The following is a 19,005-nucleotide window of genomic DNA, read 5'->3' on the forward strand; positions in this document are numbered from 1 at the left end:
AATAAAAACAAAAACATAAGTAGAAAACCTCTACTTATGTTTTTGTTTATAAACCTCATTTAATGGCTCTTATCTAAAAGTCTTTTCCCGCAATTGTTAGCAATGTTGCTTTGCTTCTTATGTATTGTCTCATACCTAAATTTCTATACGTCTAAATGTCTCATACTTTAAAAGTTCACTCTATAGAGTCGTTTGGCACGCACGACGGCCCGGGAATACGGATGGTCATCTTTTTACAGGGATGTAACCTCAAGTGCTTGTATTGTCACAACCCCGATACCATTGCCCTGCAAGGGGGCACGGAACACCATATTGATGAGCTGGTACGTAGAGCCAGGAACATGAAAACATACTTTGGTAAGTTGGGTGGTGTTACTGTTTCGGGAGGCGAACCGCTGCTGCAAAGCAAAGCCTTGATTCCCTTTTTTAAAGCACTGAAAGAGGCAGATATACATACTAATGTAGACACGAACGGCACGGTGCTCACTTCAGCCACCCGGGAATTGCTGGATAATTATACCGACCTGATTATGGTGGATATAAAACATACTAACGAACAGGGCTATCGGAAAATTACCGGAGCGCAGGGTTTTGATTTGGCCGAGAAGCTTATACAACATCGCGAAAAAAGTGCTAAAGCAGCCTGGCTGCGCTATGTCCTTATTCCGGGCTATACCGACGATCCCGAGGAACTTAAAAAATTCGGCGAACGTTTTAAAGATTATCAGTGCATCGAGAAGCTGGAGATACAGCCCTACCATCATCTCGGCATACACAAATGGGAATCACTGGGCGAAACCTACCAACTAAAAGAGGTGCCCGATAATACTCCCGAACAGCTTGAAACTGCCAGAAACATCCTTGAACCCTATTTTAAAGAAGTAAAAATAAACTAGACCCTTCGGAGGGCAACAAATTATCATTTACAACACTCAAAATGTTAATTATGCCACGCCAGGAACAACCCCAAGTGGCATCCGGCATTTATTTTATAACTTTCAACTATCACCAATGAGCCTATACAATCCCCCCGAAATAATTAAAATTGCAGGCGAAGCAGCTATTGCAAAACACAGCTATTCTACAAGAAAGATATTGACGCTCAGCTTTTTGGCAGGTGCCTACATATCCTTTGGGGGCTTGCTATCCATACTTATTGGTGGCGGTGTACCCGGACTTGCCGCCGAAAATCCGGGAATTGCCAAATTTTTATTTGGGGCTGCCTTCCCCGTTGGATTAATGATAGTGGTGATGGCCGGTGCCGAGCTCTTCACCGGTAACAACGCCTATTTTATGCCCAATGTACTTAGCAAAAAGCAAACCTGGCGGGCACCACTGCGTAACTGGGGCTTAGTTTACCTGGGCAACTTTGCAGGCTCCATCTTTGTGGCCTATTTTCTTACCCACCTAACAGATGTGGTGGCCCAGCAACCCTGGCAGGAAATGGTACATAATATTGCCATAAGTAAAACATCCAATCCGTTTTATAAAACTTTTTTAAAAGGCATAGGAGCCAATTGGTTAGTGTGCCTGGCCTTATGGATGGGCATGTCGGCACAGCACACCAGCGGAAAGATATTAGCCATCTGGTGGCCTGTGATGGCTTTTGTAGTCATGGGTTTTGAACACTCCATCGCCAACATGTTTTTTATCCCACTTGCTATTTACGAAGGCGCCAACCTTACCTGGGTCAGCTTTGTAAGCCATAACCTTATCCCTGCAACTCTGGGTAATATTGTGGGAGGAGCCTTTTTTGTGGGTACGCTGTATTGGTATGCATATCAGAAAAAAGCGTAAATCATCGCTATAAATCAACCGGCCTGGCTGAGTAGGATTCTATCTTTTGAGCGACCTTACACTCTTATAGCAAAAGAACGTAAAACGTTGCTGTATTGCCTATTGTTGCATACAAATATAATCCTAAAACAGCTTTCGCATAATGGGAAACCTGTGCCTGTTTTGAAAACTAAGGCTTCAAAAAAAACTCGACCAGATTAAATATTAAGGAAACATTTTTTTTATATGTGCGTACTAGCTACTTCACTTAACGCCAAATTGAAATAAATCTTTACTATTTATGAAGAATGCCTTTCTTTATCTTTTTACCTTGTTACTGTATAGCACCCTAATTCAAGCACAAGATAAGCCCGGCATAGATAAAATAACATTTTCCATGTTTAGCAAAACAAAGAGCAAGGAATTGTTACCTATCCTGACAGATGCCAATAAACTTTATAACAAAAAGATATACGACAAGGCGTTTAAGTTGTATCTGAAACTTTACGATGAAGTAGATTCCATAAATGCGCTTAACTATCGCCTGGGGGTGAGTGCTTTGATGGAGAATAATTCGTACGCGGCCATTTTTTATCTTTTAAAATCCCATTCATCAATAAGTAGAGATTATTATCTACGCTTAGGCGAGGCCTATCAACTGAATCATCAATATAAAAATGCCGGCGAGGCGTTCCACAACTACAATCAGTCACTTAATAAATGTAAACAACGTAAGTTTTCTGCACGTTTAAAACAGCTGCAGCGCGAGTGCCAATTTGGTGCTAAAACGGTAAAAGACTCACTGCCTTATTTTGTAACTAACTTAGGAAAAAGCGTAAATGGTTACTACGATGAATATTCGCCGGTGATTTTACATGATACAAATATTTTGTACTATACTTCTCGCCAGCCACCAAAGGTTAATAATAAACCAGTTTGTCGTAGTACAACAAAAGAGAATATTAAATACGCTACTTTTGATGTGGCCGGCACAACTGTTTCACAGCCACTTCAAGGGATAAAACAAAGGAAAAACACAAGTGTAGCAGGTGCCGACCATGCCCACAATCAACTATTTTATTACAAAGGAGGCGAGCGCTCAGGTTCACTTTACGCGCTTAAAGTTGATCATGGAAAGGGTGTCAGATCCTCTATTATAAAAGGCGCTGTAAACCGTAAAACCGTACACGAAACCTACCTGTGCACAACGGCCAGGGGCGATGCAGCTTTTGTATCTGATAAAAACAGGTATTCGGGTGGGTATGATATTTATTTCTCCCCTAAAACAACTAAACGTAGGATTAAAAAATCACGACCGGCAGGCAATGCGATAAACACAACGTTCGATGAAAAAAGCATTACTTTTTCGCCCGATGGAAATACCCTATACTTTTCGAGCAACGGCCACCTGGGGATGGGTGGTTTTGATATCTACAAAGCCCAAAGACAGGCCGATGGGGCATGGTCGGAACCCATTAATCTGGGATATCCCATAAATACAGCCGCTGATGAACTATATTATTACCCCACAGGGGATTCCCTGGTGGCCTTAATGGCTTCTGACAGGGCAGGCGGAGAGGGAGGTTTAGATCTATACCAGGTTGTTAAGGACATCCGGATTCCTTTTGATTTATGGGGAAATATTATTGATATAGAAAATGGTGGAGTAGTGTCGGGAAAAATAACCGTGTTTAATGCCGAAACGAAACAACCCATCCTATCCGTAAGTAATGATTCCTTATCTGGTAAATATACAGCCCATTTAGAGGATGTGGGTAACTATTGGATTCAGGCTGAGGCCAAAGGATATTTGAATCAGGTGGATAGTATCGACATGCCCGTAAACAGAAAGCAGCAAGTACGTAAAGATTTTCATTTACAACGATTAGCCAGCCCTTTTACTGTGTTTGGAACAGTTAAAAACAAACACAATGGAGCTCCTCTACAAGCCGAAATACTGCTGGTACAATCAGAAAAAGATAGCATTGTAGCAAGAGCATACACCAACAGTGCCGATGGCTCGTATTCCGTAACACTGGATGACAAATTAAACATGACCATGCAAGTGAATGCGATTAACTATTATGGCTGTACGGATACTTTAATGCTTCGTGATAACAAAACCGACACTTTCAAAAAGGATATATACTTAGAGCGCAGTAAAATTTCTTACACGGTTTCAGGTGTCGTGCGCGACGCTAAGGACAATAGCGTAATTCCGGCTTCTTTATCATTTTACCAGCCGGGAGAGCAGATTGCCATGATGGTTGCCCACACCGATTCGATAAGCGGGAAATACTTCGCTACCCTACAGGATAAAGGTCCTTTTGTTGTAGAGGTAAATGCGGAGGGCTATTTCTTTACCAATATGGCATTGGCCTTCCCCGCAGATTCTACGTTATTAATCCGCAATGTATCGTTACAAAAGATGTCGACAGGCTCAAAAATAGTAGTTGAAAACATTCTTTTTAATACAGGGAAAGCCACCTTGTTACCGCAGTCGTTTATTGAGCTTAACAAACTGGCCCGTTTGCTCGATGAAAACAGCGATATCCGAATTGAAGTATCCGGACACTCAGATAACATGGGTTCTGCCGGTTTAAACAAACGACTATCACGTAACCGTGCTGAATCCGTTTGGAATTACTTGCGTGAACGTGGTATAGATGAGGCACGGATGCTATTTAAAGGCTATGGCTTTGATAAGCCTATTGTATCCAACGATACCGCTGAAGGCCGTGCTGCCAATAGAAGAGTTGAAATAAAAGTGATTGAATAGAAGACACAACCCTATAGTTTAAAACATATTGTTATGCATATTTGGAGATTATTTAAAGTGGGATTATTGCTTGCATTGGTAATATTGACAAGTTGTAAAGGCGACGACATTATTGTTAATACAGAAAATGATAGACTTTATTCCACAGTAATACCCGCTATAAACTACTCGTTTACCATTGCGGACGGAATAAATAAAATAGATGATAAACGAATTTTTGTTGATGATAATAAGTTGGTTTTTCTTCGATTCAACCAGGAAGTATCCATCCCCCGGGATAATCTTGCAAGCATAGATAATTTGAATGAAAGCTGGAGTTATTTGCTGAATAATGAAGTAGTTACGCCTGCACCCGCATTAAATCAACCCGGTAATATTTCTGCAACAGAGAAGATAAAATTCAATTCAAAGAATGATGTTCGGCTGGATAAAGGTCTTTTTGATACAGGAGACTTAAATTTGACTATAACCCTACCCCATGGTATTACAGGTACTGTAGTAGTGTCCATACCCGAATCAAATCCTTTAATAACAACTACCTGTGAACCGGATGGATTTAACAACAGCTTTAACAGACTTTTTTCATTAAAAAATAGAGAGATTGTGTTTAAGCAGGAACCCGGATCGAGCTATATTACCTTACAAATGGAGGCGCATTTAAATTTTTCAGGAGTGCCTGCCGGATCAATTGATCTTGGTTTTCAATTAACAGATGTTAAAACAGAAAAGCTTTATGGTTATTTTGGACAATACCAGTCGGATATAATATCCGTTTCGCAGGAAATAGAAGATATGGAAGATGTATTGGGCTCTGCCAAAATAGAGCTTAAAGAAGCAACTTGCCATATACACAGCAACAATCAATTGGGGGTTCCTTTTAACATGGAGGCCAGTAATATTCGATTCAATAAAACAACAGATGGAATTGAAACCAATGATGTATTGCTTTTTAATGGCCTTTCAAAAGTCAATATAGATGTGGCTGCCGCTACAGATGGCTCACCAATTATCCCATCCACCAATACTCTTGTAATAAACCGGAATAATTCTAACATAATGGAGGTAATCAATCCATTTCCCGAAAAAATAACTTTAGATTTTGTTAGCCTCTCCAACCCAAACGGGGATACCAAAGCACAGAATTTTATTGCTGATGTAGACACTCTTTATGCCACGGTTGAAGTGGAAGCTCCTTTATGGCTAAAAGCAAAAGAATATTTCCGTACCGATACCATCGATTTTGATTTTAAAGAGCTGATGGATGGAGACAGAGAAAATGCGGAATTAATCCAAACTTTATCCATGTATCTGGATTTCTATAATCTTTTGCCTTTTGCTGTAAATACCAAGCTATTTATAGCGGATGCCAGTGGCAATAAAATTGAGGATGTATTATCTAATTTTGAACCCGTACTATCGGTTGGCGAACTTAATGCTGAGGGTAGAATTGTAGAAGCAGCGCATACCCATGTGCTTGTTGAGTTGGACAATCAACAATTTCTGAAATTTTTTGATGAGAATGCCATGCTACTCATTTTAGAAACGACAATCGCCAGCCATGATTATGAAAATAAATTTGTTAAGATTTTTAATGACGCAGGCATGAAGGTCTCTATCTCATTAGAGGCTACCGGACAAACACCCAATTTAAACTAATGCGCATCCTACACTCCTCCTAACAGTCAATATACTATGCAAAAAACAATATACCCCTTATTAACCTTATTATTCCTGTTCGTATTAACTTCTCTCCGGGCACAAGCCCCAATGGGCTTATACTATATGGAAACTATACCCCAATCTTCTTTTATCAATCCTGCCATGCAAAGCAGAGCAAATGGTTTTTTTGCCCTGCCCTCACTTAACCAAAATTTTAAGAGCGATATTGCTTTCAAAAGTATTTTTCAAGATGCAGGTAGTGAGTGGGTAACACCACTTAGCAAACGCTATGATTTTTCAAAATTAAAACGTTCTGCAGGCCAAGCTGTAAACTTACAGGAGGCCGCGGATATAGGTTTAATGGGTTTAGGGTTTCGCAGTGGTAGAGATTATTTTACCCTAAACCTAAGTGTTAAAACCGTGGCACAGTCCGGAATCCCTTATGATATATTAAGAATTGCCGATAAAGGATTCCCAAGTGGAAGTGTTTTTGATTTCTCCACTACACAAATAAAAGGATATGCATATAAAGAGATTGCTTTGGGCTACAGCCGCGAGTGGAATGATAAATTGACCCTGGGAATAAAAATAAAGCCTTTGTTTGGCATGATGGGGGCTACAACAGATATCAAATCTTTTCAACTTAAAACCTCGCGTCAGGCATGGGAGGTGACGGTTGCCGGAAGTATTTCCACATCTGCACCTTTGGAGATAATAGAAGCAGCTACGGCCAACGACTTTCCTGAGTCAGTTGATTTTAAAAATCTAGCGTCGGATGATTTAAGCAATTATCTAACTTCTTTCAACAACAGCGGGATTGCGCTTGACTTTGGTGCTGTATATGCGTTAAATAAACGCTGGTCATTCTCCGCCGCATTGGTAAACTTGGGCTATCTCAAATGGAAAGATGATTTAAACACCCTTTCGTTTTCCGGAGAATATTCTTTTGATGGTTTGGATGTAGATGCATCGGATGACGACTTGGATGCTGCATTGGAAATTTTAGAGGAAGATTTTAAAACGCTTATTGATTACAAAGTTTCGCACGATAAATTCAGCACCTCCTTATCTCCTGAGCTCTACGCGGGTACTTTATACGAGGTAACACCAAGTTTAACCTTGGGCGTGCTGGCACGTAGCATTTTTCAAAAGAACAACTATCGACAAGATTTTAATTTTTCGGCCAATATACAACCCTATAGTTTTGTTGCGCTAAACTTAAATTACAGCTTACGCCCTGGTGGAGGCAATGGGCTGGGAACAGCTGTTTCAATCCTAATGGGTCCCTTACAGCTGTATGTAGCTGCCGACTACCTTCCTACACAATTGGCAACAGTTAATATAGATGGGGATGAACTAACGATGTTTCCTAATGCAAGAAACCTCACTGTTAAAATGGGATTAAATTTAATATTTGGACGCCATGGTAATCGCGACAAGCCAATGTTGGCTCGTGGTCAGTAGATTGACTATGCGTCTTTCGTCATAAATCGGCACTGTATTTTATTCATTCACCACAACCCATTTATCGCTCTGCTCTTTGAGCTCGCCAAAGGATTTAACCGGTATATTATTTTCTTTAAACAAACTTTCCACCTGCGCTGCATGGGATGGTTCTACCGCCACTAAAAGTCCACCACTGGTTTGCGGATCGCACAGCAACTTAATAAAGTCCGGGTTATGCATCTGAATTTTATCGCCAAAGCTGTCCCAGTTTCTATGCGTCCCACCCGGCACACAATTTTGAGTAAGGTACTCATCCAACATATCAAAACGTGGTACTTCGTTATAATTGATGTGGGCGGTTAGCTTGCTCCCCTCGCACATTTCGCGCAGGTGTCCCAGTAATCCAAAGCCCGTTACGTCTGTCATAGCTTTTACACCGCCAACATTTGCCAGATGCCAACCAATGTTGTTGAGTTGACTCATTGCATCGGGAGCCACATTTTTATGCGCTTTCTTTAAAAGTCCTTTTTTTTGTGCGGTAGTCAGTATGCCTACACCCAATGGTTTGGTCAAATAGAGTTTGCATCCTTGCGTTGCCGTATTGTTTTGCTTTAACTTATTCAATTGCACCTTGCCTGTTACGGCCAATCCGAATATTGGTTCGGGGCTATCGATACTATGACCTCCAGCTAGCAATATACCGGCATCCTGGCATGCGGCTCTACCCCCATCCAGCACCTGCTGTGCTATTTCGGTGGGTATTTTATTCACCGGCCAGCCCAATATAGCGATGGCCATTAAGGGTTTACCCCCCATGGCATATATATCACTAATGGCATTAGCTGCAGCAATCTTACCAAAAGTAAAAGGATCATCTACAATGGGCATAAAAAAATCGGTAGTACTAATAATACCTGTACCATCACCCATATTGTAAACAGCTGCATCGTCCCTACTATCATTACCTACCAATAAATTATTATCTGTAATAGGCTTAATGTGGCTCACCAACATGGCATCCAGCACTTTGGACGATATTTTACAACCACAGCCGGCTCCGTGGCTATACTGGGTTAATTTTATGTTATTCATTTTTTTTATACTATAAGTCTAAACTATATATAAATTGCTAAAACACAAATAAAGTGTAGTTTAGCCCACACATAGCTGAAGTTAAATTTTTTAATAATGCTTTTATCCAACTGAAAACCCACAGCCTGCCGGTTGATTTAACTTCCGGATGCTCAACTTAGTTACTGTAGGAGATATAAATAATTCATTGATTATTTAATACAAAAAACAATTTCAATAGCTTACCGTGCTTTCAATCTCGTTTTTAATAAACAAGGCATTATTGCGCCAGTCTGTATCATGCAATTCTATATAAATTATCTTATCGCTCTGGCGGTTCGATACACCACGCATATAGGCCTTGTCGTAGTAATTAAGGGCAAGCATGGCTACTTTATAATAATCCTTGCTATTGAGTGCCTCTATGGCTTCGTTGGTAGTAACACCCCCCAAACGTTTGGTAATTTTGCGGATACCTGTCTTTAACTGTTCGTCATCAATAGCAGCATAATCCTTTACCAGTGCATGCGCCCTTATTTGTTTAGGAACATCTAAAAAATAAACCATTGATGTTCTGATTGTATTATACAAGCTTATAGGTACTTTCACCGCACCGATACTATGGCTCTCATCCTCGATATATACCGGCTTGGTAAAATCGAATTTCCGCCATTGGTCGAACAGGTTATTCTCAAATTGTTCAACGGTAGGCTGTAGCTTTTCACCAATTGATCCAAAGGCCGAGCCTTTATGACAAGCCAGGCATTCCAGATCGATGATTTGACAACCCAATTCTTTTAAGTTATGCAGAATATGTGTTTTACCACTACCGGTATAACCCCCTATCACTTTTAAATCCACCTTCCACGTAAAGGCAGCCAGTACAAAATTCCGGTACGCTTTATAGCCTTTATGGATTACTTTAACATCGATAAAACCATTATTTTCCAAATGTTCCGCAAAGGCGTGGCTCCTCATACCGCCGCGCCAACAGTATACTACAACTTTTTTTGATGGTGCATATCTCAACGATTTATCCAGAAACCATTGTAATTTGGGTTTTACATAGGTGTAGCCCAGTTCAATGGCTTTTTCCTGTCCCTTTTGTTTGTACACTGTTCCCACATCTGCCCGCTCCTCATTACTAAAAAGAGGAATATTCACGGCTCCCGGGATATGTCCTTTGTTATATTCTCCGGGCGACCTTACATCTATTATAGGTACACCACTATGCTTGTTATAATACGTTTCAATTGACAAATCCATCATGGGACAAAAATACTATTATCCGCACAAAAATAATCTAAACAACGAAATCAATTATTATTTTGTAGATTTGAAGATTAATATTTTAAAAAATATACGATGAATAACAAATTATCACCTATTATTTTGGGTTTATTATTAGGAGCAATTGTGTTACTAATTATTTTCGGAAGTCGCATGTTCCATATCATTCAGCCCGGTGAGCGTGCCGTAATTTTTAAGCCTTACACCATGGGCTTGGATAAAGATAACATTAAAGAAGCCGGATTAACCATTATTGCTCCATGGAATCAGGTTATCGTTTACGAAGTAAAGGAACAAACACGAGAAGAAACGATGGACGTGCTGGACAAAAACAGTATGACCATTAACATGGAAATTACCATCCGATTTAACCCCATGTACGATAAGATTGGCCAGCTTCACGAAAAATTTGGTAGAAATTACCAGCAAGTTTTGGTTATTCCTGAGGTACGAAGCGTGGTACGAAGCGTAACAGGCAGATATACCGCCGAAGAGCTTTTTGCCAGCAAACGTAAGGAAGTTGAAGATTTGATTGAACAGGAAACTTCGGCTGTACTAGAAGCCAACAATATTGAAATGAGGGCCTTGCTTATTCGATCTATTCAGTTGCCGGCACAGATAAAAGAAGCCATCGAAAGCAAGCTAAAACAAGAGCAGGAAGCTTTAGCCTATCAATTTAAATTAGATAAGGAACGAAGCGAAGCTGAACGCAGAGCTATCGAAGCTGATGGTATAGCGAACTATAACCGCATTATCAGTGCCAGTTTAACGGATAATATACTCAAGCAAAAAGGTATCGACGCAACCCTGAAACTGGCGGAATCGCCCAACGCCAAAGTAGTAGTGATAGGGTCCGGCAAAGATGGCTTACCCATGATATTAGGCAACAATTAGTCAGCAGTAAATCAGTATTGTAAACGCACCCCACCCCTCCTTTATTTACTATAATAAAAGAGGGGTGTTTTATTTTTAAACAACATTTAAATCCTCTATTTTACGTATAAAAGCAAGTTTGCATTGTTAATCTACAAAATAATCATATTCGACAAAGTATTTTTTTATTTACTCCGAAATAGCCTATTTTTATAGAATATATGGTAATGTAAATAATAGGTCATAAACTTTAATGTTATGCGAGAAGAAATAAGGAAATTTATAGCCGAAACAACCTTTAGCGACCCATCCATTATCAAAGATGAAACATTGATTTTTGATGAGGGAATTTTTGACTCTATGGGATTGTTGGGATTAATCAGTTTTTTGGAGAGCGAATTCAATGTAGAAACACAAGATACCGATCTACAGGAAGAAAATTTTGGAAGCGTAGAACGAATTGTCGCGTTTATTGAAAAAAAAAAAGTTGCCTAGATAAAACGCCCCCTACCCAAAGCAAGTCGGAATTGGCAATGCATAACAACTGATAGTAAGGTACTATTGGCCAACACTTTACAATATGTGTGGGATAGCAGGATTTATAAATACACAAAAAGTTGACTCCCGAAAGTATGTTTTAAATGCTATGCTTGCTCGTATTGGTCACCGTGGACCGGATGAGTGTGGATTGTACGTGTCAGAAAATGCATGCCTGGGTAGTGTCCGACTTAGCATTGTGGATCTTATGAGCGGACAACAGCCCATGGCTACACCCGATGGAAGGTACTGGATAAGCTATAACGGCGAAGTATACAACCATCCCGAATTAAGGAAGATGCTTTGCCAAAAAGGGCATCGCTTTACAAGCCATTGCGACACGGAAGTGGTACTACACATGTACCAGGAGTTTGGTGCAGATTGTTTGAGCCGGATGAACGGCCAGTTTGCCATTGCCATATGGGACACCCATAAACAAGAACTCTTTTTGGCTCGCGACCGTGTTGGTATTCGTCCTTTGTTTTTCACTAATACAACATCGGGCTTTGTTTTTGCTTCCGAAATAAAAGCCCTGTTCGAATACCCCGATACCTCGCGGAGTATAAACGCCACCGGATTATCTCAAGTGTTCACCTTCTGGACAACATTATCTCCTTATACGGCCTTTGAAAAAATTTATGAAGTGCCACCGGGTTGCTACGCACTGCTTACAAACGATAAACTTAAAGTTACACCCTATTGGGCAATGACTTTTAATAAAAACACCGAAAAAATATCACTGGGCGATGCCAAAGATAAATTTAATGCCTTGTTCCGCGACGCCATTGCTTTGCGGATGAGGGCAGATGTGCCCGTGGCTGCTTATCTGAGCGGGGGATTGGATAGCACCAGTACTACTGCTTTTATTAAGCAAATGTTTCCGGATAAATTAAATACCTTTTCCATTGGTTTCGAACAAAAAGACTTTGATGAGTCTGATTTTCAGACAGAGGTAGCCCATTTTTTCAATACACAGCATCATTCCATATCGTTTAAAAATAGCGATGTGGCATCGCTATTTGAAAAGGTGATATGGCATACCGAGATACCGGTGCTCAGGACGGCACCTTTCCCCATGTTTAAGCTATCGGAATTGGTAAGGCGCCATGGCATAAAAGTGGTGATAACCGGCGAGGGAGCAGATGAAATGCTGGGTGGCTATAATATTTTTAAAGAGGCCATCATCCGCCATTTTTGGGCCAAATACCCGGAGTCGAAGTTACGTCCACTTTTACTTAAAAAACTCTACCCTTACCTCCCCCAGATAAAAAATGGTAGCATTGGTATGCTAAAACTTTTTTTTGCGTACAAACTGTCCGAAACCAACTCGCCGGTGTATTCGCACCTGCTGCGATGGAACAATACAGGCAGGATAGGAAAACTCCTATCGCATCAATTTAAAGAACAAGCCGGAAACAATGACCTAATTGGCGGGTATGCAAACAGCATTGCGTCTACATTGGCTCAATATAGCCCCTTGGCAAAGGCACAGTTCATCGAGTCCAATATATTTATGTCGGGGTATTTACTGTCGTCGCAAGGCGACCGGGTGGCTATGGCAAACTCTGTGGAAGGGAGGTACCCTTTCCTTGATCACCGCCTCGTTGAGTTTTGCTCTACCCTGCCCGACGAGCTGAAAATATCAGGTCTCGACGAAAAATATTTACTTAAACAGGTAGTTAAAGATATCATTCCCTCCTCGGTACTTAAAAGACCCAAGCAAGCCTACCGAGCCCCTGTTGCACAGGCCTTACTAAGCGATAAATCCGGATTTGTCGATAACTATCTGTCGGCCCATAATTTAAACGAAAGCGGTGTTTTCGACTCTACAGCTGTAGAAAAGTTGATGCATAAGTTAAAAAATGGACAGGGCAACAACGAAGTTGACAATATGGCACTGATGGCTATCTTATCCACCCAGGTGCTACATCAATTATATATTAAAAACCATACTGGCATAGCCTTAAATGAAATAAGCCAGGGTAGGGTGATGAACGAAACCTGTAACAAATAATTTTATTATAATGACAACATATCGCAAACCTTTCTCAAAAAATATCCTTCATATCGAGAAGCTGGATGAAGTAATAGAAAATATATGCATCCAGTTGCAAAAAGATGTATATAAACGATTTCGCCGCTATGGCGGAGTAATCGGAATTAGCGGTGGTATTGACTCATCGGTAACCCTGGCCATTGCAGTGCGGGCATTTGGTGCGGATAAACTATTGGGCATCATGCTGCCCGAAACAGATTCGAGTCCTGAAAGCGAGGAGCTTGCCCGGGAGCTGGCAAATAAGTTTGGTGTTAAGAGTATTGTGGAAAACATCAGCGGAGCGCTGGATGGTTTTGGCTGTTATCGCCGGCGCGACGAAGCCGTTAAAAAAGTAGTGCCCGAATACAATCCGGCTGAAGATAAAATGAAAGTAATCATCCCAAAAGATTTTGTCAACAAAAATATGCCTCCGGTACATTTTGTTTCGGTAACTTTTAAAGATGGTACCGAAAAGCAGGTGCGCTTGCCATTGCAAGAATATCTGCAAATTGTGGCTGCCTCTAATTTTAAGCAACGCTGCCGTGCCAATATGCTGTACTATCATGCCGAAACGTTAAATTATGCTGTATTGGGCACACCAAACAAACACGAGGTGCAACAGGGCTTTTTTGTTAAGTATGGCGATGGTGCCGCCGACGTGATGCCGATTGGTAATTTATATAAAACACAGGTATATCAAATTGCCAGACACCTTGGGGTGCCAAATAGCATCATACAACGTACCCCCACAACAGATACTTATTCGGCTGAACAAACACAAGAGGAGTTCTTTTATCAAATGCCCTTCGAAAAAATGGACTTGCTCTGGTATGCCTGGGAAAATGAGTATTTACCTGTGGAAGTAGCTCCTGTAATGGAAATGACAACGGAGGAGGTAAATAATATTTTTAATAATTTTGCACGCAAGCAAAAAACAACAGCGTATTTGAGAACTGCCCCCCTGCATCATTATATCATCAATAATAAATAAGTGTTTTTTAAATCCAAATAACCCCAGCCGGTATGAACTGTGTTAATTATTTACTACCGAAAGATATTGATACAGAGGAACTATTTGTATTGGGCCAAAAGGAAACCCTGTCGTTTTACGATTTAAAACAACAGGTGTTCATGTTGGCCGGTGCTTTGAGGAAAAAATATGGCTGTGGCAATAAGATTATACTGCTATCGCCAAACAATAATTTCTGCATTGTCAGTTATCTCGCTATCATGAAATCCGGTAATGTTGTTGTCCCCTTAAACCCATCTACCGAGAAACAACAGCTCCAATTTGTTAAAGCACAAACCGGTTGCGAAGTCATGTTTGTTCCCGAAGTGTTGAAACGAAGAATCGAAGTACCCTTTAAAGATGTATGGTGCGAAGCTGATATACAAAGCATATGCAAAGATGGCAGCACTTTTGATTCTATTGAGGCAGATGAGTTGGATCCGGATACCCTTGCGCAAATAATTTACACTTCGGGTTCAACCGCAATGCCTAAGGGGGTTATGATATCGCATAGAAATATTATCGCAAACACCTCGTCTATAGTCGATTACCTTAATCTTACTTCAGCGGATATTATGGAGGTAGTACTTCCATTTTTTTACTGTTATGGCTTATCCTTGTTGCATACGCATCTTAGAGTTAAAGGTAAGATTGTACTCAATAACAACTTTATTTTCCTAGGCTCGGTTTATAAAGATTTTGAAAAGTACAAATGCACAGGCTTTGCAGGTGTTCCTAGTCATTTCCAAATACTTATGCGCAAGTCAGATACCTTTGTTAAAACCCAATTTCCACACTTGCGTTATGTAACCCAAGCCGGAGGTAAATTGCACAGCGTATTTATCGAGGAATTCAGAAAGGCAAAACCCGACATTCAGTTTATAGTGATGTACGGACAAACGGAAGCCACGGCCAGGCTTTCCTATCTTCCGGCGGAACGACTTGACGATAAGTTGGGATCATTAGGAAAAGGCATCCCTGGAGTACAGTTAAAAGTAGTAGATGACCTGGGGCATGCTATCAAACCCGGCCAGATAGGTGAAATAATTGCCAAGGGGGATAATGTGATGCTGGGGTATTATAAAGATGAGAAGGCAACGGCACAGGCTTTAAGGAATGGCTGGCTCTACACCGGCGACCTGGCTACTTTAGATGAGGAAGGTTTTATATACCATGCAGCACGCAAAAAAGAAATCATAAAAGTTGGCGGACGAAGAGTTAGCCCCAAAGAAATTGAAGAGGTAATCGTTTCTATCCCCGGCGTTGTGGATTGTACCATAAAATCGATTCACGACGAGGTGTTGGGCGAGGCCATTAAAGCCGTAGTGGTAAAAAACGATGCCAACGCAGAACTGGATGAAAACAGTGTGAAGGAATTTTGCAGCACCAGGCTGGCCGCCTATAAAATTCCACATATTATAACCTTCACCTCAAAAATGGATGTTAACGCAGCCGGTAAAAAGGTAAAAAAACAGGAAGGCTGATGCAGTGAAGCTTATATTGCCCTCCTTTTCCTGTTCTGTAATACGTACAACTTCCTTCAAGAACGTAAAAGAGATTTACACCTACCAGCCGTTAAAGCTTAGCATATCATCGATACTCTTGCGTTTTTTTTCTGGTGCGTTGTTGTTTGTGGGATAACCTATAGTTAGTATGGCAATGGGTTCCCAGCCATCATCGCAAGGAAGGGCCTCCTTCACTAATTCCGGGTCAAAGTTACAAACCCAGCAGGTGCCCAGTCCTAAATCGGTAGCCATTAAGGTCATGTGATCCGTTGCAATGGCTGCATCAATGTCGCAATGGTACTTATTGTCGAACGAACGTTTCCAGGAAGCCTCCTGGTGGCCATAGATAATAATCAGGCTTGGTGCTTTTGCAAACCAATCCCGGGGATAGGCCGGGTGTAATTTCTTTAGTATTATATCCTTGTCAACGGCAATAAATTTTAAAGGCTGCCTGTTGGCAGCAGATGGCGCCACCAATCCTGCCTTAGCCACCTGCTTAATCAGGGTGTGATCTACTTTGTTTTCGTGGTAATTACGTACCGAATATCTCGCCTTCATCAATTCTTTAAAATGCATAATATGTTTTGTTTTAATTTAAGACGCTAAAAGAAATACAATATATTAAATGTTCCGGGTATTTTTAAATTTCAACTAAAAACACGCATGGTACAAACCCAATTTCCAAAACCTTATAAAAGAGGATGCATACGTAAAAACATATAAAACGAGCCCCCGAATGGTCGGGGCAGGCTATGAGAAACCTTTATCACACTACCTGTCCGGTAAAGGCGGGAGGGGGACGATTAAATTTGGCGAGTTCACCCTATGAAAAATCGGAGCAGGCTATCCCGCTATGGCGGGACAAGTTAGTGACCATAACTATCAAAAAATAAACACATGAAAGGCAATAAAACTGAAAATAGATGAAGAGCATACAATCCATAATTAAAATCAGCCACACCACTTGTAAAGATAAGCCATAGGCCAAAAGAGGCACTTTAAGCGGATTATTTTAAGTGCTTTTTATTTTTTACTTTTGCACGGTAACAATTCAAATTCCTTTTATCACTTAACAGGAAAGGCAACATTGGCCGGCATAGAATATATCGCCCATGAATAAAATTTTGATTCTTTTTAAATTTCTGTTGGGTGCTTCCACATTATCTGCCCATAGCGAGGTAGATTCCTTAGTTGTTTTATTGGAGAAAACAATGGAGGAAGCACCGGTGTACGAACAAAAAAAGATAAACCGTATCGCCAGCCTAAAAAATATCTTGGCCGAAAGACAAATGAGTCCGGAGGAAACGTTTTTTGTGCATAACCAATTAATTGAAGAATACCTAAAATACAACTTTGACTCTACATTACATTACCTTAACCTAAACCAAAAACTAGCCCGGGAGTTGGGCAATCCGAAGCTTCAAAACCAATCCAATATAAAAATGGCTTTTGTATTGGCCTCATCCGGACGGTACTTTGAAGCTGTGGAAAAACTGGAACGTATCGATAAAAGTACTTTAGCCGATAAGGGGCTAATTGATTATTACAATGCCTTTATTAAAGTATATAACGACTTGAGCTTTTATACACCTTCCAACCAAAACAGACAAAAATACACCGATATACACAATAATTACATCGACTCACTGTTGCCCTTACTAAATCCGGAATCGCCCCAGTACCTGAGCATGTTAGAAAAGCAATACCGCGACCAGCGCAATATGATTGAGTGTAAAAAGATAAACAGCAGACGCTTATCAAATGCTCAAATGGGGACTATAGAATATTCCCTGATCACATTTGAGCGGGCTTTACTTTTTGAGCTCGAAAACAACATTAGACTAAAGAAAAAATACCTGATACTCTCGGCTATATCCGATATTAAAGCAGCGGTTAAGGACAATGCCTCACTAACAGATCTGGCTTTAATACTTAACGATGAGGGAGATGTATTTAGGGCGCATCGTTTTATCATGTTTTCCTTTGACGATGCTTCATTTTATAATTCGCGTCTGCGTTTTATGGTCATATCGGAGATTTTACCCGTCATCAGTAATGCCTACCAGATTAAAACCACCCGTCAACAAAAAACCTTACGGCAACTACTAACGATAATAAGCGTATTGCTGGTCATTTTATTAATGGCCATATTCTTTATCCACCGACAATTAAGCTCACTAAAGAAAGCCCAGGGCGAGCTAAAAAAAGTAAATGCTAAATTAAAATCCCTGAATCAAAGTTTAAATGAATCCAACAATCAGTTGAATGCGGCCAATGATGCCCTGGCCGAAGCCAACCATGTTAAAGAGCATTATATTGGCAACTTCCTCACCATCTGTTCCAACTACATCGATAAACTCGACGAGATGAACAAGGTGGTCAATAAAAAGATTGGAGCACGCCAATTCGAGGAATTATTCCGCTTAACAAAATCAAAAAAACTGATTGATTCTGAGGTGCAAGAATTTTATAAAAATTTTGATGATACCTTTCTGCACATTTTCCCCCATTTTGTGGAGCAGCTAAATGCTCTGCTAACACCCGAAGAACAAATCGTACTAAAAGATGAGGAAAGGTTAAATACAGAGCTTCGCATCTTCGCCCTTATTCGCCTGGGCATAAACGATAGTTCTAAAATCGCCAAACTACTTCGCTATTCGGTTAATACCATTTATAACTATCGGGTTAAAATTAAAAACAAGGCCCGTACCGATCGCGATAACTTCGAAAACAGCGTTATGCTCATTGATGTGGCCAAAAAGTAAGGTGTGCATCCCTAACAAAGTAGGATTTACTTTTAGGGTTTGTAATGAAATAAGTTGTCAGTTTGAAACGTAGTTGTTTGTTCTTTAACAACTTGAAAACACCGCGAATAGCGAGCTATTTAATACTATCATGTGCTCAATTGCTTTTGTGCGGATTTGTTACAGTATTTATACTAAGCAAAAAACAGGGCTGATATGAAACGCTATTTTTCATAAAACACTATGAACAATCTTTTCAAAATTAGCAATTGGTCAATATT

Annotated in this window: 14 protein-coding genes; 11 read left to right on the plus strand and 3 right to left on the minus strand. The window is 40.5% G+C overall.

Annotation, left to right across the window (positions count from 1 at the left end; all coding sequences use genetic code 11):
- Window positions 1–155 precede the first annotated feature (155 nt).
- From pflA to FN809_RS09815, 5 genes are all read left to right on the plus strand, one after another.
- Window positions 156–896 (plus strand): pyruvate formate-lyase-activating protein, encoded by a 741-nt coding sequence (pflA, locus tag FN809_RS09795; RefSeq protein ID WP_142533340.1) that lies wholly within the window; start codon window positions 156–158, stop codon window positions 894–896.
- 115 nt (window positions 897–1,011) lie between these two features.
- Entirely contained in the window at window positions 1,012–1,797 is a 786-nt protein-coding gene (locus FN809_RS09800; RefSeq protein ID WP_142533341.1) for a formate/nitrite transporter family protein, read from the plus strand.
- A 280-nt stretch (window positions 1,798–2,077) separates the two neighbouring features.
- Entirely contained in the window at window positions 2,078–4,555 is a 2,478-nt protein-coding gene (locus FN809_RS09805) for an OmpA family protein (protein WP_142533342.1), read from the plus strand.
- A gap of 33 nt (window positions 4,556–4,588) precedes the next feature.
- A complete protein-coding gene (locus tag FN809_RS09810; RefSeq protein WP_142533343.1) occupies window positions 4,589–6,211 on the plus strand; it encodes a hypothetical protein in 1,623 nt (540 codons plus the stop codon).
- Window positions 6,212–6,247: 36 nt separating this feature from the next.
- Window positions 6,248–7,678 carry a DUF5723 family protein gene (locus FN809_RS09815; RefSeq protein WP_142533344.1) on the plus strand — a complete coding sequence of 477 codons (1,431 nt, stop codon included), beginning with the start codon at window positions 6,248–6,250 and terminating at the stop codon, window positions 7,676–7,678.
- Window positions 7,679–7,717: 39 nt separating this feature from the next.
- On the opposite strand, the gene selD is transcribed toward FN809_RS09815, so the two are convergent.
- Together selD and mnmH are read right to left on the minus strand one after the other, a co-directional pair.
- Window positions 7,718–8,752, minus strand: coding sequence for a selenide, water dikinase SelD (gene selD, locus FN809_RS09820; protein ID WP_142533345.1), 1,035 nt, complete (start codon window positions 8,750–8,752; stop codon window positions 7,718–7,720).
- Between the two features lie 213 nt (window positions 8,753–8,965).
- Window positions 8,966–10,000 carry a tRNA 2-selenouridine(34) synthase MnmH gene (gene mnmH / locus FN809_RS09825; protein WP_142533346.1) on the minus strand — a complete coding sequence of 345 codons (1,035 nt, stop codon included), beginning with the start codon at window positions 9,998–10,000 and terminating at the stop codon, window positions 8,966–8,968.
- A 96-nt stretch (window positions 10,001–10,096) separates the two neighbouring features.
- Between mnmH and FN809_RS09830 the strand changes: the two genes are divergently transcribed.
- The 5 genes from FN809_RS09830 to FN809_RS09850 all read left to right on the plus strand — a co-directional run bounded on the left by FN809_RS09830 (window position 10,097) and on the right by FN809_RS09850 (window position 15,959).
- Entirely contained in the window at window positions 10,097–10,915 is an 819-nt protein-coding gene (locus FN809_RS09830) for a prohibitin family protein (protein ID WP_142533347.1), read from the plus strand.
- 237 nt (window positions 10,916–11,152) lie between these two features.
- A complete protein-coding gene (locus FN809_RS09835; RefSeq protein WP_142533348.1) occupies window positions 11,153–11,389 on the plus strand; it encodes an acyl carrier protein in 237 nt (78 codons plus the stop codon).
- A gap of 85 nt (window positions 11,390–11,474) precedes the next feature.
- Window positions 11,475–13,445 (plus strand): asparagine synthase (glutamine-hydrolyzing), encoded by a 1,971-nt coding sequence (gene asnB, locus FN809_RS09840; RefSeq protein ID WP_142533349.1) that lies wholly within the window; start codon window positions 11,475–11,477, stop codon window positions 13,443–13,445.
- A gap of 10 nt (window positions 13,446–13,455) precedes the next feature.
- Complete coding sequence (gene nadE, locus FN809_RS09845) at window positions 13,456–14,457, plus strand: NAD(+) synthase (protein WP_142533350.1); 1,002 nt, start codon at window positions 13,456–13,458, stop codon at window positions 14,455–14,457.
- A gap of 32 nt (window positions 14,458–14,489) precedes the next feature.
- A complete protein-coding gene (locus tag FN809_RS09850; RefSeq protein WP_142533351.1) occupies window positions 14,490–15,959 on the plus strand; it encodes a class I adenylate-forming enzyme family protein in 1,470 nt (489 codons plus the stop codon).
- An 81-nt stretch (window positions 15,960–16,040) separates the two neighbouring features.
- Here FN809_RS09850 and FN809_RS09855 read toward each other — a convergent pair whose 3' ends face one another.
- On the minus strand, window positions 16,041–16,556 hold the full coding sequence (locus FN809_RS09855) for a nitroreductase family protein (protein WP_142533352.1): 516 nt from the start codon (window positions 16,554–16,556) through the stop codon (window positions 16,041–16,043).
- Window positions 16,557–17,092: 536 nt separating this feature from the next.
- Between FN809_RS09855 and FN809_RS09860 the strand changes: the two genes are divergently transcribed.
- On the plus strand, window positions 17,093–18,745 hold the full coding sequence (locus tag FN809_RS09860; protein WP_142533353.1) for a DUF6377 domain-containing protein: 1,653 nt from the start codon (window positions 17,093–17,095) through the stop codon (window positions 18,743–18,745).
- The last annotated feature ends 260 nt before the right edge of the window (window positions 18,746–19,005 follow it).

This window comes from Saccharicrinis carchari, from assembly GCF_900182605.1.
In the GTDB taxonomy this organism is placed as follows: domain Bacteria; phylum Bacteroidota; class Bacteroidia; order Bacteroidales; family Marinilabiliaceae; genus Saccharicrinis; species Saccharicrinis carchari.